The sequence below is a fragment of the Bradyrhizobium japonicum USDA 6 genome (assembly GCF_000284375.1).
GTDB classification, from domain to species: domain Bacteria; phylum Pseudomonadota; class Alphaproteobacteria; order Rhizobiales; family Xanthobacteraceae; genus Bradyrhizobium; species Bradyrhizobium japonicum.
Map to the genome: position 1 here is coordinate 3,335,624 of NC_017249.1, position 25,263 is coordinate 3,360,886.

Here is a 25,263-nt window from a genome sequence, read left to right on the forward strand (position 1 = left end):
TGCCGTGCGCGCGATCAATTGGGAGACGGTGGCGCCCGCGAGCAGCACGAACATCCAGATGCTGATCAGCTTCAGTCCGTCGCGCAGGCTTCCTGTTTGGGGAGCAGTCCGAGCACGACGAAACCCAGGCCGAGGTTATCGGCCTTGCTGAGCGCGTGCAGACGAGTGAGGGTGTCGGGAAAGCGAAGAAGGCCGACGGTGCCGGCGAAAAAGAAGAATACGCCTGCCGACACTCCCGCAACCGTGATGATGTCGCGTGCGACGCTCATCTGTCCTCCCCCGGATCGGCCCCGTCGGTTTCGAGGCGGGAGAGCCCCTTCTTGACGAATGCGATGGATGCGAAAGTGGCGAGCAGTGCCAGTATCAATGCCACGTCGACGGCCGCCGGCACGCCTGTCACGGTGCCGATCAGCAGCAAGACGGCAATGCCAGCAGTCCCGATCAGTTGCGCCGCCATCATCCGGTCGGCATCTGTCGGGCCACGCAAGATGGAGACCAGCCCGAGCCCCAGCATCGCCAGGATCAGGCCGACTGCGGCGATCAGGAATTCAGTCATTGTAGAGGGCCCGAACCAATGCCGCTTCCTCCGCGGCAAGTTCGGCAACGACCGGTTGCTCGACGTCGAGACAGTGATAGACGAGCTGCCCGTTCTCCTCCCCGGTTGGCACAGTGCCAGGCAAAAGGCTGGTGAGTGTCGTGAACACGTTACGTCGCATCCCGCGTGAGAGGCCGGTCGGATAGAACACAAATCCCGGCCGCAGCGGCAGCCGGGGATCGAGCGCGCGGCGCGCGACGTCTACGCCGGCGACCACCGATTGGTACAGGAAAAGCAGCGCCAGGCGGACCATGGCAGGAATTGACCGCCGGGATCTGCTCGGCTCCAGCAGGCGCAGGCTTGTCCAGGTTGCTGCCGCGATTGCTGCCGCGGCGGCAGGAATATCTGTCGGATTGGCGCCGGCGAGCACGAGCCAGAGGCAAAGGAAAAATGCCGCTCTGAAAGTCGCAGTTCGCCACGATCCTCCAACCGCGACGACGGCACGCCCGTATCGATCACCTGAGGACCCTGTCATCCCGGTTTCCTCGGTTGCTCCCGGATTGTGTCGTCCGGGTCTGCCGTGCTTTGAAGAAGCGCGTTTGCGCGCCCCAGACGAGAATTCAAACGGCGGAGCCGCGGCAGGGGTCGCGACTGCTTCACCTGACGATTGCATCATGCGTCGTGGACGGAACCGGCGACATCGGGTGATTGCCTGATCATGTCTCAGGAATCTGCTGATGGCCGAGCACGGATTCCATCCGGCACCAACGAGTAGATTTACCGATGTTGACGGCGGACTCCTTCGGCAAAAATGCGGATGGCGGTACCGGGAAAATGCGACTGCGGACCGAGCAATCCTCCCGGCAAGATCTCACTCCCGGAACGGAACAGGTCATATTCATGCACGGCAGCCGATCCGCGCCCCGAAACATCCTCACATCGACGCTGGTGATGGCGTTCTCGCTGATGCTGGCAGGATGTGGACGGGAAACCGAAACCAAGGACGCATCTCCGCCGCGGATCGTACGTACAGCGACCGTAGAAAAGCGCAAGGTCACAACGCCGCTGACATTCTCCGGACGGGTCGAGGCAGAAGACGAGGTGAATGTCGCATTCCGGATCTCGGGACGATTGTTGAGTAATGACACCAAGATAGGCGACCGGGTCAAGGCCGGCCAGGTGCTGGCACGATTGGAGTCGCAGAATGAACTGAGCACGCTGCGGCAGGCGCAGGCCTCCCTTGCCGCCGCTCAGGGGCAATTGACCCAGGCGCGCAATCACTTCGACCGCCAGGAGACACTGCTGGCCCAGGGGTGGACCACGCGCGCCAACTATGATGCCGCAACCCAGGCGCGGCAAACCGCGCAATCGCAAGTCGATGCGGCCGAAGCGCAACTGAGTTCTGCGCACGACCTCGTTGGTTTCACCGAACTCAAGGCTGATGCACCCGGTGTGATAACAGCCACAGGTCCGGTCGCCGGCGAGGTCGTCCAAGTCGGGCAGATGATCGCCAGGATCGCACGGCAGGACGGTCGCGATGCGATCTTCGATGTCCCCGCTCAATTGATCAGGTCGGCCTCCACCGATCCGGAGATCACCGTCAGCTTGGCTGACGATCCGTCGATAACGGCGCAAGGGCGCATTCGCGAAGTCGCTGCGCAGGCCAGTGCTGTGACCCGAACCTTCGAGGTCAAGGTCGGCCTGACGGATCCGCCAGCCGCGATGCGGTTGGGTGCGTCAGTGATAGGGCGAGTGAGTACCACTGCAGGGCCGATGATCGATATTCCATCTTCCGCGCTGACCAGGATGAACGAGCAGCCCGCCGTATGGGTCGTCGACCCGGCCACCGCCACGGTCGCGGTGCGCAATGTGGACGTGCTGCGATTCGATGAAGCGCAGGCCATCATATCCCAGGGGCTCGACATCGGCGAAATAGTTGTCACCGCCGGCGTTCAGGCGTTGCATCCGGGCCAGAAGGTCCGGATTCTTGGATCCGAGCCATGAGCGGAATTAATCTTTCCGACTGGGCTCTGAAACACCGTTCGCTGGTCGTCTATATGATGATGATTGCGGTGGTCGGGGGGGCGCTGTCCTATTTCCGGTTGGGGCGCAACGAAGATCCCGCCTTCATCATCAAGACCATGGTCGTCCAGGCCGCGTGGCCTGGCGCAACTGTGGAAGAGACGATGAAGCAGGTGACTGAGCGCCTCGAACGCCACTTGCAGGAAACGCCGCATCTGGACTTCCTGCGGAGCTTCACAAGGGCCGGTGTCGCGACCGTCTTTGTAAATCTGAAGGGGAGCGCGAATGCGAAGCAGGTGGCCGACACCTGGTACCACGTACGAAAGACGATCGGAGACATGCGTCATACACTACCCGCAGGCGTGATCGGGCCGGGGTTCAATGACGAATTCGGTGATACATTCGGCATCATCTATGGCTTTACCAGTGACGGCTTCACTCAGCGCGAGTTGCGCGATCGGGTCGAGGACATCCGCTCAAGGCTGCTTCTCGTACCTGACGTGTCAAAGATCGAGCTTCTGGGCGAACAGGATGAAGTGATCTTCGTCGAGTTCTCCACGAAGGAGCTCGCGGCCCTCGGAATTGATCGGTCCGCTCTTATTGCGGCGCTCCAGTCGCAAAACATCGTGCGTCCGGCGGGAACGATTCAGACCGGCTTGGAAAGCATCTCGATTCGGGTATCAGGCAGCTTCCAGTCGGAGCAGGACATCGCCAACATCAATTTTTCCGCCGGTGGCCGCATGCTTCGCCTGAGCGATATTGCGCAGGTGCGACGCGGCTACACGGATCCGCCCCAGCCGATGTTTCGGATCAATGGCAAACCGGCAATAGGCCTTGCGATCGCCATGCGGGATGGCGGCGACATTCTCGCGCTCGGCGCCAATATCAGAAAGGCAATGGCGCAAATCACCGCGGATCTCCCCATCGGAATCGAGCCCAGCCTGGTCGCTGACCAGCCCGTTGTCGTCGACCAGGCGATCCGCGAGTTTACGGTCTCGCTGTTGCAGGCGATCGGCATCATCATGGTGGTGAGTTTCATCAGCCTGGGCGTACGACCCGGCCTGATCATCGCGCTGGCCATACCGTTCACGCTGGCGATCGTGTTTCCGATCATGGGACTTCTCAGCATCGATATGCAGCGAATATCGCTTGGCGCGCTCATCATTGCGCTCGCATTGCTGGTCGACGATGCGATGACCACGACCGATGCAACGCTCAGTCGGCTCGCAGAGGGCGCCAGTAAGATCGAGGCGGCAACTTTCGCATATCGGACCCATGCAATGGCGATGCTCGCGGGCACGCTGGTGACGATAGCGGGCTTTATACCGGTCGGCTTTGCCGCGAGTTCCGCCGGTGAATACACGTTCTCGCTCTTCGCCGTGGTCACGATCGCACTGCTGGTTTCCTGGTTCGTTGCGGTCATTTTCACGCCACTGCTCGGAGCAGCGATCCTTGTTCCACCGAAGCAAACAAGTACGGCGGATCCGGGCAGGATCTTCCGCATGTATCGGAGTTTCCTGACTTTCGCGATGCGCGCGAAATGGCTGACGATCGCGATCTCCTTGGCACTCTTCGCTTGTTCGGTGCTTGCGCTGCCGCTCATCCCGCGACAATTCTTTCCATCGTCGGACCGTCCCGAATTGCTCGTGGACCTGAGCTTGCCGCAGAACTCGTCAATCCACGCGAGCGAGGCTGCGGCAAAGCGCCTGGATGCTGCCCTTTCGAGCGATGCCGATGTGGCGCGGTGGAGCACCTATGTCGGGCGCGGCGCCATCCGCTTCTATTTGCCCCTTAATGTTCAGCTCCCGAACGATTTCTTCACGCAGGCCGTGGTGATCGCCAAGGATGTCGCTGCACGCGAGCGCCTGCATTCCAAGCTCGAAAAGCTGCTCGCGCAGGATTTTCCTAACGCGATTGCGTTCGTTTCTCCGCTTGAGCTCGGACCGCCGGTCGGATGGCCGGTGCAGTATCGGGTCAGTGGGCCCGACGTGGAACGGGTGCGCGAAATCGCGCTCAAAGTCGGACAGATCGTAGCCTCCAGTCCGGACACCAAGCAGGTGAATTTCGATTGGATGGAACCCAATCGCCAAGTGCGTATTCGCGTGGACCAGAACGAGGCTCGCCTTCTCGGCCTCAGTTCGCAAGCGATCGCGACAGTCCTGAATACGGTCATATCCGGCACACCCATTACCCAGGTTCGCGACGATATCTATCTGGTCAATGTGGTGGCGCGCGCGACCAACGAGCAGAGGGGCTCGCTGGACGGTCTGCGCAACTTGCAGGTGGCGCTGCCGGGTGGGCAGACTGTTCCTCTCAGCCAGTTCGCCTCCTTCGAATATGACCAGGAGTTTCCGCTCGTCTGGCGGCGCGACCGCATTCCGACCCTGACGGTTCAGGCTGCCATTGCCGGTGACAAGCTGCCGGAGAGCGTGGTTACGTCGCTCGCGATGGCGATCGAGAACTTCAGAAAGAGCCTTCCTTCGGGGTACAGCGTCGTCGTGGGTGGCACCGTGGAGGAAAGTCAGAAGTCGCAGGCGTCTGTGCTGGCAGTGGTGCCGGTGATGCTGTTGGTCATGTTTACCGTCCTCATGGTGCAGCTCCAGAGCTTTCCGAGACTGTTCATGGTGCTCAGCGTGGCGCCACTCGGCCTTATCGGCGTGGTTGCAGCGTTGATGCTGTCCGGCAGGCCCCTGGGTTTTGTCGCCATTCTCGGCGTGCTCGCGCTGCTGGGCATGATCAGCAAGAACGCGGTCATTCTGATCGGTCAGATCGACGCCGAACGGGCTTTGGGCAAGACGGCCTGGGACGCTGCGGTGGATGCCAGCAGTTCCCGTTTCCGGCCGATCATGTTGACGGCCGTATCGACTGTTCTCGGGATGATTCCAATCGCGCCAACAGTATTCTGGGGACCGATGGCCTTCGCGATCATGGGCGGACTCCTTGTCGCCACCGTTCTGACGCTGGTCTTCCTGCCGACGCTGTATGTAGCCTGGTTTGCGCGGGACGAGAAAGAGCAACCGTCCGCGGGATCGCGCCCGGCCTGACGGCCGCTAAAATCGGAGCAGCCAAGGCACCAGCGCCAGGGTCGTTACCATCACGACGACGGTAAAAGGGACACCAATTTTCAAGAAATCGCCGAAACCGTAATTGCCCGGTCCGACCACCAAGGTGTTCACCGGCGAAGACACAGGCGTCATGAAGGCGGCCGAGGCTGCGATGGCGATAGTCATCGCGAAGGGATACGGCGAGGCGCCGATGTCCTTCGCGACGGCGAGCGCTACTGGCGCCATGAGCACCGCGGTTGCCGTATTCGAGATGAACAGGCCAAGGGCGGCCGTGATCACGAAGAGCAGCGCCAACAGGACTCGCGGTGATGCCTCGCCCGCGAGATGCGTCACCGCGTCGGCGGCGAGATCGACACCACCGGTTCGTTGCAACGCGAGCGAAAAGGGCAGCATGCCGACAATAAGAACCAGGCTCTTCCAATTGATCGAGGCATAGGCACTGTTGAAATCCACGCAGCCCAGCGACCCCATCAGCAAGCAGCCGATCAGAACCGCGTGCACGTTCGGCACCACACCGCTGACCATCATACCGACCGTCAAAGCCAGCACCGCCAGAGCCTGAGGTGCGAGGTTCGCGGCCGGCAGAACCTCTTTGTGCTCGGTCGGTAGGTTCAGGACGACAAGATCCGAGAATTCGGATCGCAGCTTGCGGATGTCAGACCAGAAGCCGGTCAGCAGAAGGGTGTCACCGACCTTCAAGGTCTCATCGAGCAGCCCCTGGCTCACGACCTCGCGACCGTGCCGCAACCCCAGCACCGTCAATCCCATTTCGCTGCGCACCCGCGCTTGCAAAATGCTCTGGCCAATCAGCTTGGACTCCGCCGGGACGATGACTTCGACCATGCCGATCTCCTGCGAACGATCGGTGAAGTAGCCGCCATCGCCCAAAGGGAGCTTTTCGACCTTATAGTCATTCAGCATCCGGTTGGTTTCGGCAGGGGACGCGATGACGTCGAGTAGCATGATCTGCCCGGCGGCCAGTTCGGTCCGTGCTTTCGGGCGGCTCACCTCGGTCCCAAAGCGGCCTGGGAGCTCGATGGCGAGCAGATTCACGCCACGGTCCCGGAGCGGAAGCTCTTCCAGACGCTTGCCGATCAGTGGCGAGTCAGTCAGCACGCGCACGCGCAAGGCTCGATCGGCCAGGCCATACTGCGTCACCCAATCAAGCAAGTTCGGCTGACGGTGTTCGCCGTCCACACGCTTGGCCGAGACGGGCAGAAACCGCCGCGCGAACAGCATATAGGCAATGCCGAGCGCCAGGAATGTGAGCCCAAAGGGCGTGAAGCTGAAAAAGCCGAAGCCTGCCGCACCCTGGCGGATCAGCTCGGCGTTGACCACGAGATTTGGCGCCGTCGCGACCAGGGTGAGCATGCCACTGATCAGGGCCGCAAAGCTCAAGGGCATCATCAGCTGGCTCGGCGCGGCGCCCGTGTTCTGACAGATGCGCAGCACGACCGGGATGAAGATGGCCACCACGGCGGTCGAACTCATGAATGCACCGAGCCCGCTGACCGCGAGCATCAGCAGCACCAGCATGCGCGTCTCGCTGCTGCCGGCGGTCGCGTTCAGCCAATCGCCGAGCCGACGCGCCACACCGGTGCGTACCAGTCCTTCTCCGATCACGAACAGACCCGCGATCAGCACGACGCTGGGATCACTGAACCCCGCCAGTGCCTCGTTGATGGTAATCACCCCAGTAAATGGCATGATCACGATCATCAGCAGCGCGACCGCATCCATGCGCGGGCGATTGGCCATAAACATCACGATCGCGGCCGCAAGCAGCAGAAGAACCAAAGCAAGATTGGTGTTCATGCGGAAATACCCGGTCGGTTAAGACGCAAACCAATCGTCCTGCGCAAACTGCTCATCCTGCGAATGGCCAGAGCATGGGCACGAGAAACGTGCCTACCAGGAAGAACCAGAGCAGCAACGGTAGACCCATCCTCCAGAAATCGCCAAATCGATAGCCGCCGGGGCCCTGCACCATGAGGCTCGCTGAGGCAGCGATTGGCGTAAGAAAGGAAGCGGCCGCAGCCACCGCCACAGTCACCAGCGCGGTGCGCGGCGAGACACCGACAGCTTCCGCGGAGGCAATGGCTATCGGAATGACGATGAGTGTCGTCGCTGTGCTGCTGATCAACTGGCCGATTAGCGCCGTGAGCAAAAACAGCCCCGCCAGCAGCGCGTACGGGCTCGCATTGCCGACAACGGCAACGAGTGTATCGGCGATGAGATAGGCTGCACCCGTCTTGTACATGGCGGTCGAGAGCGGGATCAGCGAAGCGACCATGATCAGAACATTCCAGTTAATCGCCCGATAGGCTCGTTCGATCTTGAGTACGCGCAACAGGATCACCGCGCAGGCCGCCGCCAATCCAGCGACGACTCTTGGCACGACTCCCGTCGCTAGCAGCGTAACCATGACCGCGAGAATGACAATGGCGCGTATGGAGCCGGCGCCCAGGGGCCTGGCCTGGCTGCGGATCATGTCAGGGGCAGCAACGACGAGCACGTTGGGATCTCGCCCGTACTCCTCAAGCGCTTCCCAACGGCCTTGCAGCAACAGCGTGTCACCCGCCGCAAGGACGGTTTCGCCCGGTCCGAGATTCTCGCCGCCGCGTTGAACGCCCAGGATAATCAGATCGCCACTTTCGGTGACCATGCCGGGGAAGACGGTCTCACCGATCAGACGAGAGCGGGGCGGCAGCACCACCTCGGAAAAGCCATGGCTATCGTTGAACAGTGCCTCCCGCATTTTGCCGACCGTCTCCTGGCAGGGCGTCAGGCCATGCTGCTCCGCGAACGCGTCCATCGCCGCCTGCTCACCGCGCATGATGAGTCGATCGCCTTCCACGAGAGAATGTTGCCACGAGATGCTGTTCTGGCGGCGAGGACGAATGGCGATGAAGCTGAGCTCCGGGTGGTTCTCTCGCTCCAGCCGCGATTCCAGCACCGCCTGCAACGTGCCGCGATAGGGCGAGGCGGCGGTGATCTCGAGCTGGTACACCTGGTCAAACAGCTTGTATTGCTCGGTCAGCATGCGCGAATGGTGGCTCAGGTCCTCCGGCATCTCCCGGCTAGTGCGCACCGGCAGCAGCATATCGCCGAAAAGGATCACGATGGCCACGGTGCCTGCCAGGAGCGGTACGCCGATCACCGTCATCTCGAAAAAGCCGAAGGGCGCGAGACCGACATCGCTCGCCGCGTCGGAAAGCAGCACGTTCACGAGGCTTCCGGTCAGTACCAGCATCGACCCCGAATAGGAGGCGAAAGCGAGAGGCATCATGAGTTGCGCGGGCGGACGCTTGAGCCGGACGGAGACGATCACCAGCACGGGCAGCAGGGCAGCCACTGCGCCACCCGAGCCGATCAGCGCCGTGAGAAAGGCCACGAGCAACATCGACAGCACCAACAGGCGTGTCCGGCTTTCGCCGGCGTAACGGATCAGCACCTGGCCTGCCCACGTGGTGACGCCGGACGAATCCAGGCTGGCACTCACCACGAAGAGCGAAGCGATGAAGAGTATCGTGGTGTCGCCGAAACCCGCCAGCGCCTCGGAGAGCTCCAGGATGCCGGTCGCGTAAAGAACGAGTGTCGCACTTAGCGCTACGACAGCGACCGGCACCTGGTTCGAGACGAACAGCAGCACCATCGTGGCGATGATGGCGAAGGTAATGAGGATATGCGGCGTCATCGCACCTCGCGAGGGCGGTCTGGCCCGGAGCCAGCGCTGCTTGCCCGTGCCGCTCTACCGCGACAGCGCTTCCAGAATACGTGCCCAGGAGCGGATGCCCTTGTGGAAACTCTTGAGATTGTACTTCTCGTTCGGGCTGTGGATGCGGTCATCCTCGAGGCCGAAGCCCGCAAGCACCACGTCCATGCCCAGCGATTGTTTGAGCTGATGGGTCACGGGAATGGAGCCGCCGCCGCCGATGAAGACTGCGGGCTTGCCCCATTCGGCCGTCAGTGCGTCGCGCGCCTTGCCGAAGGCCGGGGCCTCGATCGGGAAACGGATCGCCTGACCCGCGCCATGCTCCAGGAATTCCACACGGCAATCGGCCGGGACGCGTGCATGCACATGCTCCCGGAAGGCTTTGCGGATGGCATGGGGGTCCTGATCGAAGACCAGGCGAAAAGACACCTTTGCCGATGCCATGGCGGGAATTACAGTCTTGAATCCGGCCCCCTGGTAGCCGCCGCCCATGCCGTTGATTTCGCAGGTCGGGCGCGACCAGACCATCTCCAGCGCGTCGCGGCCCTTCTCGCCGGCGGGAATCGAAAGCCCGATGGCGCCGAGGAAGGACTTTGCGCTGAAGTTCAGGCTGTCCCATTGCTCGCGCAGCGCCTTGGGAAGTTCCGGTACGCCGTCATAGAAGCCGCGCAGCGTGACGCGTCCGTTGTCGTCGTGCAGGTCAGAGAGGATGCGGGCGAGGATGCGGTTCGGATTGGCTGCGGCCGAACCATAGAAGCCCGAGTGCAGGTCGCGGTCGGCGGCGTGTATGATGACCTCTTCACCGCAGAGTCCGCGCAGCATGGTCTGGATCGCCGGCGTCTCGTGGTCCCACATGTTGGTGTCGCAGATCAGGCCGATATCTGCGCGCAGCTCCGCGGCATGGGTATCGAGAAAGCCCGGCAGGTTCACGCCACCGGATTCCTCTTCGCCCTCCAGCAGGATCGAAACCGGAATCGGCAGTTTGCCGGTGACCGCCTTCCAGGCGCGGCAGGCCTCGACAAAGGCCATGAGTTGGCCTTTGTCGTCCGCGGCGCCGCGGCCCGTGATGATCTTCGCGCCATCGGGCATCGTCTGGATAGACGGGTCAAAGGGATCGCGCTCCCAGAGCTCGAGCGGATCGACCGGCTGCACATCGTAATGGCCGTAGAACAGTGCCGAGGGACCGGGCACGCTGCGGTCATGTGCCACGACCATCGGGTGCCCCGGTGTCGGGCGCACCGAGGCGTCGAAGCCAATGCTCTTGAGGTCGGCCACGTGCCATTCGGCATTGGCCGTACATTCGGCCTTGTAAGCCGGATCGGTCGAAATCGACTTGATGCGCAGGATCGCGAACAGACGTTCGAGAGCCGCATCGAGATTTGCATCGACGTTGGACAGGACATCATCGAGCTTGGTCATGGAGCCCTCCGGAGGGTCGTCTGAGCCGCTGGTCAGTACGCGCGCGATCGCCACATTGTCCGTCGTCGCAAACGCTGTTCCTCGCCACGAGGTTACGATTGTTATTCGTTCCTTCCGCGCTCAGGCGGCGCCGGGTCGGGAATTTCGCCTGGCAGGAAGTTGGGAAGCTTCCCTGCCGGGAAAATCGCAAGCAAGGCAACGCCGGCCATGATGATGAGGCCGATTTTCAAGGCGCGCAATCGCACGACAGTGTTGACGCGCACCGCTTCCGCCACTTGAGCCGGAGAGGCCGTGGTTTGCTCCATCACGCTCTGCAGCCGGTCGTTGCTGATGAAGGTGATGTTATCCAGGTCCAGCTGCGCCTGTATCTCAGGCGGCAATTTTGGATTTTCGGTGATGGTCCGCAGAACAGCCGCGCTTAACAGGCCGACGAGGAGTGCCCCGGCCACCGCTGTGCCGACGGCCGCGGCGAGATTGTTGGTCGTGCCGCGCAGCGAGCCGACGTCGCCCGCGAGCTCTTTCGGCGAAGCCGTGACCAGCACGTTGAACAACAGTGTGACCAGCGATCCCTGTCCAATGCCGAAAATCACCAGCCCAACGAGAACCGGGACAGCGCTCCAATCATTCCTCACGACAAAGGCGAGCCAAAGGAGCGCCACAGTGCAGAGGATGAAGCCATAGCGTCCGATCTGCCTCGGCGTGAACCGACCATAGAATCGCACGATCAGCATCGCCGCGAAGAAGACGGTGAGGTTGAAGGGCATCATGGCGATTGTTGTCGCCAGCGGCGTGCGCCCCTGCACGATCTGGATGTATAATGGAACCGAGAAATTGAGCATCGCTTCCAGCGCTACGACAGCAAACATCGCATACACCGCCGCCCGCTCCTGCGGGGAGTCGATCACCTCGAGCGCAAGAAGCGGTGTCTTTCCCGCAGCCTGCTGTCTGTGGGTCCAGCTCAGAAAGCCTTGACCGAGCACGATACCCATCACGATCATGATCGGGGCGGGAGATACGCCAAAGAGGTCGAATGGCGCATTGGGCCCCGCCAATCCCAGCCCCACCGATTGAGGTTGTTGAAACCGAAGCTGATCAGAATGATGGCTGCGGCAGCGAGAATGACACCTACGAAATCGATCCGGACCTCCGGACGTGCCTCATCGGGCTTGAGACGAAAGCTCAACAGGAAAACCACAGCCGACACGGCGATCAGAATCCCGAACGCAGGGCGCCATCCGATGAATGTGCCTAGAGTACCGCCGATGACAAACGCCAGAACGCCCGCAGCGGCGCGCGCGGAACCCAGTGCGCCAACGGCTGTTGCCTGCTGCCGCCCCTTGTAGTTTTCCGCGATAAGCGCGACCAACGACGGTACGATCACCGCACCGGCCGCGCCGGACAAGGATTGCGCGGTAATCATGAGCTCCGCGTTTGGACTGAACGTCATTAACGTCTGCGCGACGCCGAACACGGCAACGGCAACGCGGAACACGTGCGTCGCTCCGTAGCGCTGTGTCAGCTTCGCACCGAGCATGACGAAGCCGGCGACAAGCATCGAATAAGCCACGATACCGGTGGCGACGGTCGTGGGCGGAACGCCAAAACTGTTGACCATCCCTCCCAGCGCAACTGGCAAGGAGGCGACGTTGAAGGACATGATCATCTGGCCGAGGGCGATGGTGATCATCGGCACCCAGGATGCATTCTCTTCTTCAACGGAGTGAACCGTCGTCGCAGATGCCATCGTCATGGCGTGTCCCCTGTCGTTTTTTCTGAAGTCCAGCCGCAGTCAGTGCGGGCTGAATCTCCGACAATTGCAAGCCTACGGTTCCGGGTTGGACATGAACAAATCCATGCCCAACCGCTGCGACAGATACTTCGCTACAAGCTGTCCCTTGACGCTGTTTCCGGCGCTGTCGAGCGGCGGCGCAAAAGTCCCAAGACCGCCCTTTCCCGGGGAGACCGTGACGATCCCGCCGCCGATGCCGCTCTTGCCCGGTAGCCCGACATCGTAAAGCCAATCGCCTGATGTCTCGTACATTCCGGCAGTCGTCATGACGGCCAGTGCGTAGTGGCAGACCGACGGATCGACCACGCGCACTTTCGTGATGGGGTTCACGCCACCGTCCGCCAAAGTGGCACCCATCACCGCCAGATCCTTGGCACTCACATTCAGCGCGCATTGTCTGGTGTAAAGATCTGTGGCCTCTGCCGGATCACAGTAAATCCGTTCGAAACTCTGGAGCAGGCGGGCGATGCTCTGGTTTCGGAAGTTGGTCTCCGTCGCCGAGGCATAAACCTCGTCGTTAAGCGCAAGCGGACGTCCGGCGAACTGTGACAATCCGTCGTAGATGAACTTCCATTTCGCATCAGCCGTCGCTCCCGGGACGAGACTTGTCGTCGCAATCGCGCCCGCATTCACCATCGGATTTGTGCGGCCATCGGGGCTGCGTTCGACGGCAGCGAGCGAGTTGAACGGAAGGCCGGTTGCGTTCGCTCCGAGCTTCTGGCGTGCCTGCGCTGCGCCGAGGACCTGGCAGACCAATGCAAAGATGAACGGCTTGGAAACGCTCATGATCGAGAACTCGTATTCGGCCGCCCCCACAGCGTAGACCGCGCCGTTGGTGCCGACCACGCAAACGCCGAACAGGTCGCTCGGCACCTCGGCGAGCGCTGGATATACTTGAGAGTTCTTGCCGTCCGTATTCGATTTGTAGCGCGCGTACACCTCGTCGATCAGCGAGATGACTTCCGCTTCGGCCGGCAAGTGTCCGGTTGATACGTAGGAATAGTTGTTGTCGGCATCGGCGTTAGCATTCATTGCGCGTTCCAAGCCTCCATAATGAGAAGCACCGAGGGAGCCCCGACACGTGTCGGGTCAAACGCCCCTCACTCGCCGTTTTCGTTCACTGCCTTTAACGAGGCCCAACGGACCGTGATCTAACGTTGATTTTCCTTGGTGAACAATCAGGCCATTTACCCGGACATCTCGGGGTTTTTCCGGGTTAGGGCTGCCTTGCGCCTCATAATCCCCAAGGCAAGCCCAGCAGGTACCAGACAACGAACAGCACGGTCCAAATGATGGCCATCCAGAGTGTGTACGGCAACATCAGCGCGACAACCGTCCCGACGCCCGCTTTCTTGTCGTAAATCTGGGCAAATCCGACCACCATGGCAAAGTAGGCATTGAGCGGGGTAATCGCGTTGATCGGCGAGTCGCCGACGCGGTAGGCGGCCAGGACGGCCGCGGGATCGACGTTAAGCTGCACGAACACCGGCACGAAGACCGGCGCGAAGATGGCCCATTTGGCGATCGCCGGCGTGAACACGAAGTCCAGGATCATGACGACAATGATGAAGCCAACCAGCAGCCACAGCGTGCCGATATTCGCGCTCTTCAAGACATCGGCCATCGTCAGGGCCATCAACGTTGGAATGTTGCTATAGTTGAAGTAGTCGACGAACTGGCTGATGACGACGAAGAGAAGGATGGTGCCGCTCAGCGAAGCCACCGCCTTGGTCATGGCCGCGATGACGGCCGTGGAGCTATTCACCGTCTTCGCGCCGATGCCGTATGCGATCCCGGTTGCAAGGAACAGCACCATGATGACCCCGATCAGGCCGTTCATGAATGGTGAGTTGCCGATCAGGACGCCCGTCGTCGGATGGCGCAGGGGCGCGCCCGACGGAACCGTTAACAGAAGGAACAGGATCACGACCCCGAGCAGCGCAAAGCCGCTGTACCTCAGCCCACGCGACTCGTCGGCGGAAAGCTGCCCTCCGTTCGCCTCCGGCCGAGTGTTAGCGGTCTTCTCGGCCTGGTAAGCGCCCAGCCGTGGCTCGATGAGCCGGTTGTTGATGAGCGCGATGACGATGGTCAGGACAAGAACGGAGGCGATCGAGAACGAGACGTTGGCGGTCAGATCCAGCGACGTGGTGGGGTTGACCATGTGGATTGCGTCATTGGTGATTTCCGTCAGAACGGCATCAAGCGGCTTGATGATCATGTTCACGGTGAATGCACCGGCGACTGCGGCAAATCCCACAGCGAGCCCGGCGAGAGGATGCCGGCCAACGCTCAAGAAGGCGGCGCCGGCCAGCGGGATCAACACCACATAGCCGGCGTCTGCGGCAATGCTGGACAAGATGCCGACGAACGCGACGATGTAAACGAGTGCCCAGCTCGGAGAGACGGCCACGAGTTTTCTGATCAACGCGTTGATCAGGCCGGCTTCCTCGGCGACGCCGACGCCCATCATGGCGACGATCAACAGCCCAACCGCGGTGAAACCCATGAGGTTTGGCACGAGCCGCGTGTAAATATGACGAATTCCATCCGCCGTCAGCAGGCTATTGGCGGCAGAGGTCGCGGTCTCGATCTTGTGAGTATCCGGATTGATGGCCTGATAGGTGACGCTTGCCCCCAACATGTAGAGTAAGTGAGACAGCACCAACACGATGGCGATGAGGATCAGAAATATCACGACCGGGTGCGGGACGCTGTTTCCGACACGTTCGACAGTGTCGAGGGCTCTTTGCGTCATCGTCTTCGATGGCGGCGTGTTCGTGGCGTCACTGCGCGCGCTCATGTCGGAAATCCTCCCGCTCCACTAGCGACGGCTGGAGCAGCGCTGGTACCATGATGATCCATGCGATAAGAACAGCGACGAAGGATCGGACGCCAATGCGCGCTCGAAACCGCTGATCCCGTAATCAACGCGACGACCCCGCTACTCCTCTGACGAAGATGCCAGCGTCATCGCCGCGAGTGCGGCGACGATCTGAAAGGACCATGGAGACACGGAGGCCTCTCGGGAGAGGATTGCTCATCCTTTCGCGATCTGTCCGTTCACACGCTGCCCTACGAACAATCAATAAGGCGCATCAAAATCCGGCTGAATACCGAATGCGCCTAGATTGTTCCGGGGCAATTACCGACCCGAACGAACGTCTGTGTCAGCAAGGCCTCCATGTCTGCCTGCGAAGCAACAAAGGCTGTCTTCAGAACCGCACAGTGGCCGAGCCAAGGATGCGATTGGCGGTACCAGAGCCGGTGCTGACCGGGGCTGTTGCTGCGGTGCCGCCGTACACGTCCCGATGGGAGTAGACATATTCAAGACCGACGTCGAGCCATCCGGTCCCGACGCTGTTGCCACGAAGCTCGGCGAACGGGCTCCAGATCAAATTGACGATCCCCTGCTGCATGGTGCTGTTCAACGACGTCGCCGAGGCAGATCCCGGCACGAACAATTGCGCATAGGACGGATATTGCTGCCATGCGTAGGAGTAGACGAAATTGCTGCGCAATTGCGGTGCCCAGAAGCGGCGGTAGCCTGCGCTCGCGCCATAGGTCGGCAGTGCGTCGAGGCTGGGATCGACAACGCCGGGCAGGCCGATGTTGGACAGCGCATCCTGGCCGAAGGTATTGCCGCCGAAATAGCGCCCGATGCCTTGGCCGTAATAGGCCATGCCAACCAGCTCGTCCGGACCGAAAGCTGGTGACAGCCATCGCATTGGAAAGCGACCGCTACCTGCGACACCCCAACCGGCGGTATTGCGTTCGACCGCTGGCGGCGCCGCCGCCGTACCAGCCGTGCGGATGGTGAGATCGCGCAGCAGGCCGCGCAGGTCGAGCCCCAGGCCATCGTTCCGGTATTCGAGCCGGCCGAGTAGATCGGGCACGGAGGCAAATGATGGACTCAATCCACCAAAGCCAGCCGGGGTGCTGATCTGCGTGAATACGCCTGCCGCGGACGTGTACTGCGTATCCGGCATCTCGATTGAAACGTGCCCGGTCAATCCCGGAGCCAATGTCGCGGTCGCCCGAACCTGCGCCTGGCGCACGAATGACTGGTTGAGATTGGTCGAGAAGTTCACGGTTTCATAAACGCCCTCGTTCCACAGGCTGTTCGCCCAGCCGGCCAGGACACGAAACTGTTCGGTGCCGAGCTCGCCCCAGGCCTGACGGAGCCGAAAGACCGCATTGGGTGAGGCTGCCGTGCCCCCGCCGAAGTCGCCTTCCAAGCGGGTTTCCAGAGTGCCCCAGGCGGTCGCCGTGCGCGTATCCATACCGATGCGGCTGAACCGGGCGGACAATCCGGTATCGCCTCCCTGGATGTCGGCAGGGCTTCCGGACAGCGGAATGGCTTGCACTGTCGGCGCATCGGACTGATTGCGGCCATTGAAGTCGTGGTAGCCATGGACGTTCGCGAAACCGTAGAATCGCACCTCGGACTGCGAACCCGGGATGCGCAAGGACAAACCCGGGAGATCGGAACGCAGCGCGTCCTCGCCTTCGCCGTCGAACTGACTGCCCATTGGTTCGGGCGGACGCAGGCCCGGAATGGGCGCCGCCGCGGCTTGTGGAGGGACCGCAGCAGTCATTCGCGGCTCAGTCGACGCAACCGGAATCGCAGACGGCTTTTGCCCGGCGGTCGGCGCGACGACGTCACGACGTGCGGTGGCGGCTTGGGACTTCGAATGCTTTTCGCGCGCTTCGAGTTCGTCGACGCGATGACGCAGCGCGCTGATCAGCTTGTCACCTTCGGTTGCGCGGGCTTGCAGCGCATCGAGACGGCGCATCAACTCTTCCATGGAAGGTTTCTGCTCCTGACCGGCGGGTGTCTGTGCCAAGGCCGGACCGGAAAATATTGCGATTGATGCAACGCCGCAAAGCGCTCGGAATGTTCGCACGCAAGCCTCCTGTTGGCACGTTCGGGGCACATCGAGTTTTGCGCTTGATTTCAGCGATCGCAAGCGAGCTCCATCGAAGGTCGAAATTTTCGGCGAGATTGTGCCATTTCGGTTGTACCGCAGCGCGGTTGCATCGCGCTCGGTCGGCTCAAGATCATCCTGCAGTGCAGAAAGCGATCTCAGGATAGGGAGGGGTGCGTGAAATCGAAATGGCTCACAATCCCACCACTGCGCGCTGCGTCCCGTATCGTCGCGTCTTGGGTGTCGCCGCCATATTTGCGTGGCACGAACTGCATAGTCATATGCCGGAATTCATGCCAGTCATGCGAGGTTTTGGTCTTCGGGGAATACAACCTGCTGGCTGAGGGTAAGATCGAGCGTATAATCCGATCTATCCCCTAGGGCGTTTCCTGTAGTCCGGTGATCGATGCTGGGACGACTGGAGAGGGGAGCTTTCGAGATTGAGCGTTGAGTTCGACCTCGAAAACGACCCGGAAAGTTGGGTGCGTACCGTGAAGCCACACAGTTCTCCTGCTTGCGAGCCGGCGCGTTCCTTTATCGACGATCACCTGATTGGCCAGGACGCAATTGGCGATCGCTCATATTGGACACGCTCCGAAGAGCTCCTTTTCGCGGTCCGCCCCTCACGTGGCGGGCGCTTCGTGTACGAGGCAATCAATCAGGCCTTCGAGGCTCTCCTTGGAATGTCGCAGCAGGAGGTCCGAGAGCTGGACGTCTTCGAATGTCTTGCCAAGGAAGACGCCGAGCGTCTCTGTGAAATCCTCCGGGCATGTCTTGCGGAAGGAACCGAGGCCAAAATCCAGCACAGTCTGATGCTCGGCGGGTTGCTGCGGGATGTCGAGACAACCGTTGTTCCGATTCTCCATCCCATGGCCGGCAATGCGGCCCGGTTGATTGGCGGTCATCGGTTACTCCAGAAGGAGGGGCTCGACTGTGTGACTGAAGAGGCTGCTTTCCTTCACGGGGACGTCAGCCTGATGTCCATCCGCGAGGACATCCACCAGCGGATCGCATCGGAGCTTCATGATTCGACATGCCAGGAGCTGGTTGCCGCCAGTCTTGGTGTGATGCGTGTCCGCACTTGCCTCGATAAGCCGCGTGACGTCGAGCGGCTTTGCGATGATATCGACGCGTCGATCGACGCGGCACTCAAGGAAATCCGTTCACTGACCTATCTGCTCCACCCCCAGGATCTGACGGACCGGGGACTCAAGGCGACGATCGAGCAGCATGCCTTGGGGTTTGGTGCACGTACGTCGTTGCGGGTGAGCACGAGGATACCCGCCGCCGTCGATAAGCTACCTTACGCGAGCCAGCTCTCGGTGCTGCGGGTCATTCAGGAGGCCCTCACGAACATATTCCGCCACGCGAAGGCGACGGAGGTCAGAATCGTCGTCGAGGCGATCGAGGGTCACTTCCATCTGACGATCAGCGACAACGGGCGCGGTTTTCCGATCGATCACACAAAACGTGGCAACGGGGCGATATCGCCCGGTGTCGGCATTCCCGCCATGAGAGCGAGACTTAAGCAGCTTGGGGGCACGTTCGAGATCCGGTCCGATCTTGCACCGCGACATTCCGGCACGACGCTGTGCGCGGTGTTCCCGCATGGTCTCATGACCAAAAGGCGCAGCCGGCGCGCGTCACTGAAATCATAAGCCAGCGTGTGCACGGAATGACGGAGATCAGGGACCCCGGGGCAAGCAGTCTCTGTCCGTCGGTTCCCGGAGTTCCCTCCACGAAACGAAGGCTGATCGACGATGATCGTGTCGCGGTCCGATTTGGGCCGAGCGCGGGCAAGACCCGTCGATGTCTGATTGGAAACGCCGATGTTTGGTACATCCGCCCGGAGATATCAGGGTTTTGTAGGATAACCCATTGAAGGATAATCGGTAGATTGGCAGCACTTGACTGCTGGAAATCCCCATCCATTGCCCGGCAGGTTCTGGGCCCGCATACGGGAACGACGCCGTGAAACGCATCGTGATTGCGGATGATCATGAAGTCGTACGTTCCGGGCTCCGAGCGATCGTTGAGACCCGCTCAGACTGGATCGTCAGCGGAGAGGCGACGAACGGCGAGCAGGCTGTGGCGGTGGCGGTGGAGACGCGTCCGGACGTCGTGATAGCCGACTATTCGATGCCGCTGATGAACGGACTTGAGGTCAGCCGCCGCCTCAAGTCGATGCACCTGCGCACCGAAGTATTGATCCTGACGATGCACGAGAATGAGGAATTGCTGACTGAAGCCATCCTGGCTGGCGTTCGCGGCTTCCTGTTCAAATCGGACGCCAGTAAGCACCTGATCTTCGCGATCGAGGCCTTGCTCGATGGCAGACCTTACTTCACGGGCGTTCTGTTGGAGAAGTTGCTCCACGAATACCAGGCCGGCAAGCAAAATACGTCCGATATGCTGCTCACCGCGCGCGAGCAGGGCGTTGTCCAGCTTATTGCAGAGGGACACACCAACAAGTCGATCGGCGTCATCCTGAAGCTGAGCGTAAAGACCGTCGAGACCCACCGCGCGTCAGCGATGCGCAAGCTCAGAATGTCATCGACGGCCGAGCTGGTCCGCTACGCCGTTCGCAGGAAGCTCGTCAATCCTTGATGGAGTTTTCAATGCGAGTCGCCGCCTCGCCAGCGATCAGCGACAACGCGTTCTCCCGTTGGAGATGTCGCGATCTTCGCTGGAGCGACAGCGGTGCTGCCAAGGTCCGCACTTGGGCAGACCCGCTCCAGGAGCATCCGGGCATTTCCTTCCAGCGGCCCGAGGCTCGAAAGCACGACGTTGGTCTCCCGAATTCGACGACACAACCTCGAGCTCGGCACACCTGGCTGACCGGCAGCCGCCGTGGCATTCTGGCTTTGGTCGTGCGCGGTTTCCGCTTTTGGGATAACATGGCGAGCGTGTCGGCACCCGGATGACGACGGGAAACCATGAAGGGGAGCTTGGAATGAGCTCTCAGCGAGTGTCGGGAACCGCGGTGCAACGAACCATTGCCGTCCTGGGCTCGGCGGTTTTCTTTGTGGTCGCCCCATGTACGCTGGCGGGGCTCATTCCATGGTCGATCACGGGATGGCAACTCCGGCCGCCGTTCCTTGGTCTGGAGCTGACGCGCGGCATCGGCGCGATAATGATTCTCGCAGGCGTGCCGGGGCTCGTTGACGCATTTGCGCGTTTCGCGCTGCAGGGTCTCGGCACCCCTGCGCCCATCGCGCCGCCCCCGAATCTCGTGGTGACCGGACTCTACCGTTATGTGCGTAATCCAATATACGTCGCGGTCGTTGCTATCATCCTGGGTCAAGCGGTGCTGATGGGCGATTCGCGCCTCATCGTCTACGGCGCGCTGCTTTGGCTCTTCTTCCACGTCTTCGTTTTGGCGTACGAAGAACCCACGCTCGAGCGGACGTTTGGGAGTGAGTACGAGGCGTTCCGCGCCGCCGTCCCGCGCTGGATACCGCGGATGACCCCGTGGCGGTCGAAATGATTGGTGGCCCGCGGTTGTGCGAGCCGCTGCTCGCGACCGGTCTCGGAGGCTTCACCGGCGCCGCGAGCAGGCACGCTAACGGCCCTCGGAAAAGAACATCTCCCCATCGGCGAAGCGGTTAGGTTTCAGGCGCATCGCAACGCGCTACGACAAACTCGCTCGGAGCTACTTCTCAGCCCTGTCCCCCGTTGCCGCCGTGCCATTGGCTAACTCCATCGCATGGGTTTTCCGCCGTTGGCCGCGCTCTCCTGAGCAAGTATTGCGATGCGCGTGGCGCGCAGGGCCTCGTTTGCCGCAATCTGCAAGGTCTCGCCGCGGGCGAGATGATCAAAGACGAAGCTGGCGGGCGAGGCGCCGACGGGAAGGTCGATTTCGCGCCGGGGTCTCGTCGCCGTCTCGACGAGCAGTCGATTTTCCGCGAACAGAACGTCAGCACGACCCTTTGTCCCGGAGATCCGCATGGCATAGTCGCCGTGCCGTGGCGATGCTTCGGGCTGGATCCAGTCGACTTCGATCGCGAATTCCGGTCCGCCATCGCAGGCGAGAATAGCACGCCCCAGCGCGGGAAAGTTCGTCGTGCCGGCAGCCGGGGTCGATGAAATCCAGCCGCTGATCGTGCCGCTGGTGTATCTCGTCAACCAAAGGGCCAGATCAATATCGTGGACCGTGAGGTCAGCGAGGATGCCGCCATAGGTTGATGGTTCGAACATCCACGCCGGGCGTCGGCTTGGGACCAGCTCGTGCGGCCCGGTTGCAGTGATGGATACAATGTCTCCAAGTTGGCCGCTGTCGATCACGGATCGGAGTGCGAGCGTGACCGGATAAAACCGCTTCTCGAGCAGTAGAGTGAGCAAATTGCGCCCGGCGAGCGTCTCCTCGATAAGCGCGAGCTGGGCCAGGGTCACAGCCATGGGCTTGTCGGCGATCGCGAAGATGCCGCGGCGCAGAAGTTCGACGACGATTGGAGCGCGAAGACCGAATTCGGTGAAGACTGCCGCGGCCCGAACCCGATGCGCATCCAGAAGCGCATTCAGGTCGGCGTAGCCGGGCGTCTTCGTACGCCGTTCGAGCTCGGTGCGCCGCGCTGGGTCATGGTCGGCGACGGCCACGACCCTGACGTCGGTTCTGACAGCGATCTCTGACAGCACGTATTCGACATGCGGGTGGGCTGCGCCGACGATGGCAATGTCGAGCATCTCGGAGCTAGCTGGCATGAATGGCCTCCGCTGCGATCTCATTGGGGCCGACGGCGCGACCTTCGGCAGCCGAGCGATAGATGGCGTCAACCAGTCTCGCAGCTTCGAATCCATCCCTGAACGTGCTCGCAGGCGGCCGTCGCTCCCGGACGGCTTGAACGAAGTCGCGCCATTGCGCGACATGTCCTTCGATCCCGATCGCCTTGGGATCGCTCGCGGCGCTCCCAACCCCGGCCGCGCTTGGCGGCTCGGCAACATCAGCAAAGTCCCAGCGCACGATGCTGTCGTTTGCGAGCTCGCAACTGCCGCGATCGGTGAACAGTCGAAGCACGGCCGGCCGTCCTGGAGGCAGCGCCGTGCTCGTCACGATCACACCTAGCGTGCCGGACGCGAAGGAGAGCAGCGCCGCCGTCGTGTCCTCGACGGCGTGCGTGTGTCCGAGCGTCGCCGTCTTGCCCTGAACACTGTCGACGGCTCCGAATAGCCAGAGCATCAGGTCGAGATTGTGAACGCCCTGATTGAACAGCGAGCCGCCGCCATGCTCGGCTTCGCTGCGCCACGGCTTCTCCGCATAGTAGGCGTCGGAGCGGTACCAATGGATCGCCGCCTCGATCAGGCGCGGCTGTCCGAGCCGGCCAGTGTCGAGCAGGGTCTTGATCGCCTGGTGCTGCGGTTCGAGACGGCGCTGCGAAACCACGCCACAGGTCAGCTGCGAGCGCTCGGCGGCGCGGACCAGCGACGCGGCCTCGGCCGGATCGACGCAGAGCGGCTTCTCGACCAGCACGTGCCGCCCCGCCTCGATCGCAGCAAGCGCGACGTCATGATGCGCGCCGCTCGGGGTGCAGACCACGACCGCGTCGATCCCGGCATTGGCCAGCATCGCCTCGGTGGTCACGAATGCCGGGACGTCTTCGCCATTCTGGCACGCCGCAATCTGCTCAGGCGTGCCGCCGGCGATCGCGGACAAGACGGTATCGTCGAGCGCCCGTATTGCCCGCGCGTGTGTTTCGCCGATCGCTCCCGGACCGATCAACCCGATGCGAAGCCGGTTCATGTCTCAGTCCTCAAGAGTTGCAGCGATAGGGTCGGCCCGCGACATAGACGGTCTCGGGCGCGAGCGACCCATCCTCGCCGAGACGGAAGCGCAGCAGATCGGCCGGTGCTCCCACCGTCAGCGCAGGAAGGTTGAACGGCAGACGCGGATTGACCGTCGCGAGCCTCAACGCCTCTGCCAGGGTCAATCCGGCCATGCGTCTGGCCGTGGCTACTCCGAACACGAGGCTGACGGCTGCGCCCGCCAGAAAGGATGTGCCGACGACTTCCAGCCGACCGTTCGCCTTCAACTCGACCTTGCCGCCGATCGGCGCGTCGTAGATTCCGGGTGTGCAACCCGCGAGCGCGGCGGCATCCGACACCAGGATCGATCGCTCCAGCCCCTTTGCGCGCAGCATGGCCTTGAAGGTCTCGCGAGGAAGGTGATGGCCATCGGCGATGAAACTCGCCCACAGCCCGTCCTCGGCCAGTTGCGACCAGATCGGGTTGGGATGTCGCGGCAGCGTGGCCGCGATGCCATTGCCAAGATGCGTCGACAACATTGCGCCCGCCGCGACGGCGGCGGAGATCTGATCCGGTGCCGCGCTTGTATGGCCCAGGGCAACACGGACGCCGCGCGCATGAAGGCCGCGCACATAGGCGTCCGTTTCCGGCCAATGCGGCGACAACGTCACGAGGCCGACAAGATTTCCGCAGGCCGCCTGCCACGCGTCGAACTCGTCGAGGCTCGGCGGCCTGACATGTTCGGCCGGATGCGCACCGCGCGGACCATCTTCTGGCGCGATGTGCGGGCCTTCGACATGCACGAAGGGCATTGCGTGCTTGAGAAACGGATCGCTGTCACGCGCCTGCGCAATGGCGCGCAATGCATCGATGATCGCATCATGCGATGCCGTGATGAGCGTAGGGGCAAAACGCGACACGCCGCTGTTGTGGACGGCCGTGACGAGACCGCGGACCGTCCGGAGATCAGGGCGGCCATTGAGATCGCAGCCCGCAAAGCCGTTCAATTGCAGATCGAACAGGCCGAGCGACAGCCACAGCCCGTCATCGTCCCCGCCGGGAACGATGTCCGTGATCCGGCCGTCGTGAATGACGATGGTGCGATTCTGTCCGGTCTCCGGATCGCGGCCCGAAACGCGCGTTGCCGGATCTGTCATGCGCGTACCGGTGTCAGTGAGAGCTGCGGCGGCGTGGAATCCTGGTCGAGATACAGCGCGCATCGCGGATGCGTGCGGAGCGCGCTCGCCGGGCACTCGGTCCCGATCGGACCGTATAGCGATCGTTCGACGGCGGCGCGTTTGGACGCGCCGGGCACGACGCAAAACAGCCGGTCGGCATCCAGGAGCCGGGGAATCGTCAGCGTGATCGCATGTGTCGGAACATCCCCGAGCGTCGGGAAGCACCCATCGTCAACCTGCTGCTGCCGGCACACTGCGTCGAGCTCGACGATCTTGACCGACTTGGTGTCGTGCAGATCGGCGACCGGCGGGTCATTGAAGGCGAGGTGACCGTTCACGCCGATTCCGAGGCAGATGATGTCGATCGGGGCTTCGCCGAGAAGGGCCGCATAGCGTGCTGCTACCTGCTCCGGATCCGGCTCCTGCCCGATCAGGTGAACCGCGCCGAAAGCGATGTGCGAGAACAAATGACGCGTCAGCCAAGCCCCGAAGCGCTCCGGCGCATCCGCGGGAAGTCCGAGATATTCGTCCATGTGGAAGGCTGTGACGCGCCGCCAGTCGATATCGCGCTCGCGAGCAAGCCCATCCAGCATCTCCGCCTGGCTCGGTGCCGCCGCGAAGATCATCCGCACGTTGCTCTGCCGTCCGAGGTGGTCGCGGAGCGCAGCAGCGACGTCCGCGGCGGCCGCCCGGCCCATCGCATCCCGCGTTTCAAACGTCGCGATTGAGGGAGTCACCGAAGCCGTCATGCTCATCCATGGTCTGCCGGGCCTGCACTTTACCCTCGAGCGGAGAGAATGTGATGCAACCGGTTGCATGTCAAGCTTGCGCCCCGGGCCCGGCCGGGGCATGTCTAGGTGAAGGGTATGCAGAGGA

Annotated in this window: 20 protein-coding genes; 5 read left to right on the top strand and 15 right to left on the bottom strand. The window is 62.0% G+C overall.

The genetic code is table 11. The annotated features are described in order from the left end of the window. Nucleotides 1–71: 71 nt before the first annotated feature. Genes BJ6T_RS15680 through BJ6T_RS15690 form a run of 3 tightly spaced genes read right to left on the bottom strand, consistent with a single transcriptional unit; the run spans nt 72 to nt 1,211 of the window. Entirely contained in the window at nt 72–269 is a 198-nt protein-coding gene (locus BJ6T_RS15680; protein ID WP_014493401.1) for a cation:proton antiporter, read from the bottom strand. Continuing rightward, nucleotides 266–556, bottom strand: coding sequence for an MrpF/PhaF family protein (locus BJ6T_RS15685; RefSeq protein ID WP_014493402.1), 291 nt, complete (start codon nt 554–556; stop codon nt 266–268). Before BJ6T_RS15685 ends, BJ6T_RS15680 begins: the two co-directional genes overlap by 4 nt. Continuing rightward, nucleotides 549–1,211 (bottom strand): Na+/H+ antiporter subunit E, encoded by a 663-nt coding sequence (locus BJ6T_RS15690; RefSeq protein ID WP_307724525.1) that lies wholly within the window; start codon nt 1,209–1,211, stop codon nt 549–551. The genes BJ6T_RS15685 and BJ6T_RS15690 overlap by 8 nt, the downstream gene beginning before the upstream one ends. Before the next feature lie 107 nt (nt 1,212–1,318). On the opposite strand from BJ6T_RS15690, the gene BJ6T_RS15695 reads away from it, so the two are divergent. Next, on the top strand, nt 1,319–2,539 hold the full coding sequence (locus BJ6T_RS15695) for an efflux RND transporter periplasmic adaptor subunit (RefSeq protein WP_014493404.1): 1,221 nt from the start codon (nt 1,319–1,321) through the stop codon (nt 2,537–2,539). Further along, nucleotides 2,536–5,601: an efflux RND transporter permease subunit gene (locus BJ6T_RS15700; protein ID WP_014493405.1), complete on the top strand. Its 3,066-nt coding sequence runs from the start codon at nt 2,536–2,538 to the stop codon at nt 5,599–5,601. The genes BJ6T_RS15695 and BJ6T_RS15700 overlap by 4 nt, the downstream gene beginning before the upstream one ends. Before the next feature lie 6 nt (nt 5,602–5,607). Here BJ6T_RS15700 and BJ6T_RS15705 read toward each other — a convergent pair whose 3' ends face one another. The 8 genes from BJ6T_RS15705 to BJ6T_RS15735 form a co-directional block, all read right to left on the bottom strand. Continuing rightward, nucleotides 5,608–7,437, bottom strand: a complete 1,830-nt coding sequence (locus BJ6T_RS15705; RefSeq protein ID WP_014493406.1) for an SLC13 family permease — start codon at nt 7,435–7,437, stop codon at nt 5,608–5,610. 52 nt (nt 7,438–7,489) lie between these two features. Next, on the bottom strand, nt 7,490–9,319 hold the full coding sequence (locus BJ6T_RS15710; RefSeq protein WP_014493407.1) for an SLC13 family permease: 1,830 nt from the start codon (nt 9,317–9,319) through the stop codon (nt 7,490–7,492). Nucleotides 9,320–9,373: 54 nt separating this feature from the next. Beyond that, nucleotides 9,374–10,756, bottom strand: coding sequence for a M20/M25/M40 family metallo-hydrolase (locus tag BJ6T_RS15715; protein ID WP_028170027.1), 1,383 nt, complete (start codon nt 10,754–10,756; stop codon nt 9,374–9,376). A 101-nt stretch (nt 10,757–10,857) separates the two neighbouring features. Further along, nucleotides 10,858–11,808 (bottom strand): MFS transporter, encoded by a 951-nt coding sequence (locus tag BJ6T_RS48380; protein ID WP_240537975.1) that lies wholly within the window; start codon nt 11,806–11,808, stop codon nt 10,858–10,860. Continuing rightward, a complete protein-coding gene (locus BJ6T_RS48385; protein ID WP_014493410.1) occupies nt 11,751–12,506 on the bottom strand; it encodes an MFS transporter in 756 nt (251 codons plus the stop codon). The genes BJ6T_RS48380 and BJ6T_RS48385 overlap by 58 nt, the downstream gene beginning before the upstream one ends. Before the next feature lie 72 nt (nt 12,507–12,578). Beyond that, entirely contained in the window at nt 12,579–13,577 is a 999-nt protein-coding gene (gene glsA, locus BJ6T_RS15725; RefSeq protein ID WP_014493411.1) for a glutaminase A, read from the bottom strand. 202 nt (nt 13,578–13,779) lie between these two features. Further along, nucleotides 13,780–15,345 (bottom strand): AbgT family transporter, encoded by a 1,566-nt coding sequence (locus BJ6T_RS15730; protein WP_014493412.1) that lies wholly within the window; start codon nt 15,343–15,345, stop codon nt 13,780–13,782. A gap of 412 nt (nt 15,346–15,757) precedes the next feature. After that, a complete protein-coding gene (locus BJ6T_RS15735) occupies nt 15,758–17,350 on the bottom strand; it encodes a DcaP family trimeric outer membrane transporter (RefSeq protein ID WP_014493413.1) in 1,593 nt (530 codons plus the stop codon). Nucleotides 17,351–17,910: 560 nt separating this feature from the next. Between BJ6T_RS15735 and BJ6T_RS15740 the strand changes: the two genes are divergently transcribed. From BJ6T_RS15740 to BJ6T_RS15750, 3 genes are all read left to right on the top strand, one after another. Further along, entirely contained in the window at nt 17,911–19,128 is a 1,218-nt protein-coding gene (locus BJ6T_RS15740) for a sensor histidine kinase (protein ID WP_202556882.1), read from the top strand. Nucleotides 19,129–19,441: 313 nt separating this feature from the next. After that, nucleotides 19,442–20,077, top strand: a complete 636-nt coding sequence (locus BJ6T_RS15745; RefSeq protein WP_014493416.1) for a response regulator transcription factor — start codon at nt 19,442–19,444, stop codon at nt 20,075–20,077. Between the two features lie 346 nt (nt 20,078–20,423). Further along, nucleotides 20,424–20,957 (top strand): methyltransferase family protein, encoded by a 534-nt coding sequence (locus tag BJ6T_RS15750; RefSeq protein WP_174770125.1) that lies wholly within the window; start codon nt 20,424–20,426, stop codon nt 20,955–20,957. A 206-nt stretch (nt 20,958–21,163) separates the two neighbouring features. On the opposite strand, the gene BJ6T_RS15755 is transcribed toward BJ6T_RS15750, so the two are convergent. From BJ6T_RS15755 to BJ6T_RS15770, 4 genes are read right to left on the bottom strand one after another with little or no spacing between them, the layout of a single operon-like run. After that, nucleotides 21,164–22,171 (bottom strand): Gfo/Idh/MocA family protein, encoded by a 1,008-nt coding sequence (locus BJ6T_RS15755; RefSeq protein ID WP_014493419.1) that lies wholly within the window; start codon nt 22,169–22,171, stop codon nt 21,164–21,166. Further along, nucleotides 22,161–23,207: a Gfo/Idh/MocA family protein gene (locus BJ6T_RS15760; protein WP_014493420.1), complete on the bottom strand. Its 1,047-nt coding sequence runs from the start codon at nt 23,205–23,207 to the stop codon at nt 22,161–22,163. The genes BJ6T_RS15755 and BJ6T_RS15760 overlap by 11 nt, the downstream gene beginning before the upstream one ends. 10 nt (nt 23,208–23,217) lie before the next feature. Beyond that, nucleotides 23,218–24,366, bottom strand: coding sequence for an N-acetylglucosamine-6-phosphate deacetylase (locus tag BJ6T_RS15765; RefSeq protein ID WP_014493421.1), 1,149 nt, complete (start codon nt 24,364–24,366; stop codon nt 23,218–23,220). Further along, nucleotides 24,363–25,142, bottom strand: a complete 780-nt coding sequence (locus tag BJ6T_RS15770) for a glucosamine-6-phosphate deaminase (protein WP_225894847.1) — start codon at nt 25,140–25,142, stop codon at nt 24,363–24,365. The genes BJ6T_RS15765 and BJ6T_RS15770 overlap by 4 nt, the downstream gene beginning before the upstream one ends. Between the last annotated feature and the right edge of the window lie 121 nt (nt 25,143–25,263).

Bases quoted from the DNA above. Each gene is read 5' to 3' on its own strand.
- BJ6T_RS15680 (WP_014493401.1), bottom strand. From the start codon at position 269: ATGAGCGTCGCACGCGACATCATCACGGTTGCGGGAGTGTCGGCAGGC.
- BJ6T_RS15685 (WP_014493402.1), bottom strand. From the start codon at position 556: ATGACTGAATTCCTGATCGCCGCAGTCGGCCTGATCCTGGCGATGCTG.
- BJ6T_RS15690 (WP_307724525.1), bottom strand. From the start codon at position 1,211: ATGATGCAATCGTCAGGTGAAGCAGTCGCGACCCCTGCCGCGGCTCCG.
- BJ6T_RS15695 (WP_014493404.1), top strand. From the start codon at position 1,319: ATGTTGACGGCGGACTCCTTCGGCAAAAATGCGGATGGCGGTACCGGG.
- BJ6T_RS15700 (WP_014493405.1), top strand. From the start codon at position 2,536: ATGAGCGGAATTAATCTTTCCGACTGGGCTCTGAAACACCGTTCGCTG.
- BJ6T_RS15705 (WP_014493406.1), bottom strand. From the start codon at position 7,437: ATGAACACCAATCTTGCTTTGGTTCTTCTGCTGCTTGCGGCCGCGATC.
- BJ6T_RS15710 (WP_014493407.1), bottom strand. From the start codon at position 9,319: ATGACGCCGCATATCCTCATTACCTTCGCCATCATCGCCACGATGGTG.
- BJ6T_RS15715 (WP_028170027.1), bottom strand. From the start codon at position 10,756: ATGACCAAGCTCGATGATGTCCTGTCCAACGTCGATGCAAATCTCGAT.
- BJ6T_RS48385 (WP_014493410.1), bottom strand. From the start codon at position 12,506: ATGACGATGGCATCTGCGACGACGGTTCACTCCGTTGAAGAAGAGAAT.
- glsA (WP_014493411.1), bottom strand. From the start codon at position 13,577: ATGAATGCTAACGCCGATGCCGACAACAACTATTCCTACGTATCAACC.
- BJ6T_RS15730 (WP_014493412.1), bottom strand. From the start codon at position 15,345: ATGAGCGCGCGCAGTGACGCCACGAACACGCCGCCATCGAAGACGATG.
- BJ6T_RS15735 (WP_014493413.1), bottom strand. From the start codon at position 17,350: ATGGAAGAGTTGATGCGCCGTCTCGATGCGCTGCAAGCCCGCGCAACC.
- BJ6T_RS15750 (WP_174770125.1), top strand. From the start codon at position 20,424: ATGAGCTCTCAGCGAGTGTCGGGAACCGCGGTGCAACGAACCATTGCC.
- BJ6T_RS15755 (WP_014493419.1), bottom strand. From the start codon at position 22,171: ATGCCAGCTAGCTCCGAGATGCTCGACATTGCCATCGTCGGCGCAGCC.
- BJ6T_RS15760 (WP_014493420.1), bottom strand. From the start codon at position 23,207: ATGAACCGGCTTCGCATCGGGTTGATCGGTCCGGGAGCGATCGGCGAA.
- BJ6T_RS15765 (WP_014493421.1), bottom strand. From the start codon at position 24,366: ATGACAGATCCGGCAACGCGCGTTTCGGGCCGCGATCCGGAGACCGGA.
- BJ6T_RS15770 (WP_225894847.1), bottom strand. From the start codon at position 25,142: ATGAGCATGACGGCTTCGGTGACTCCCTCAATCGCGACGTTTGAAACG.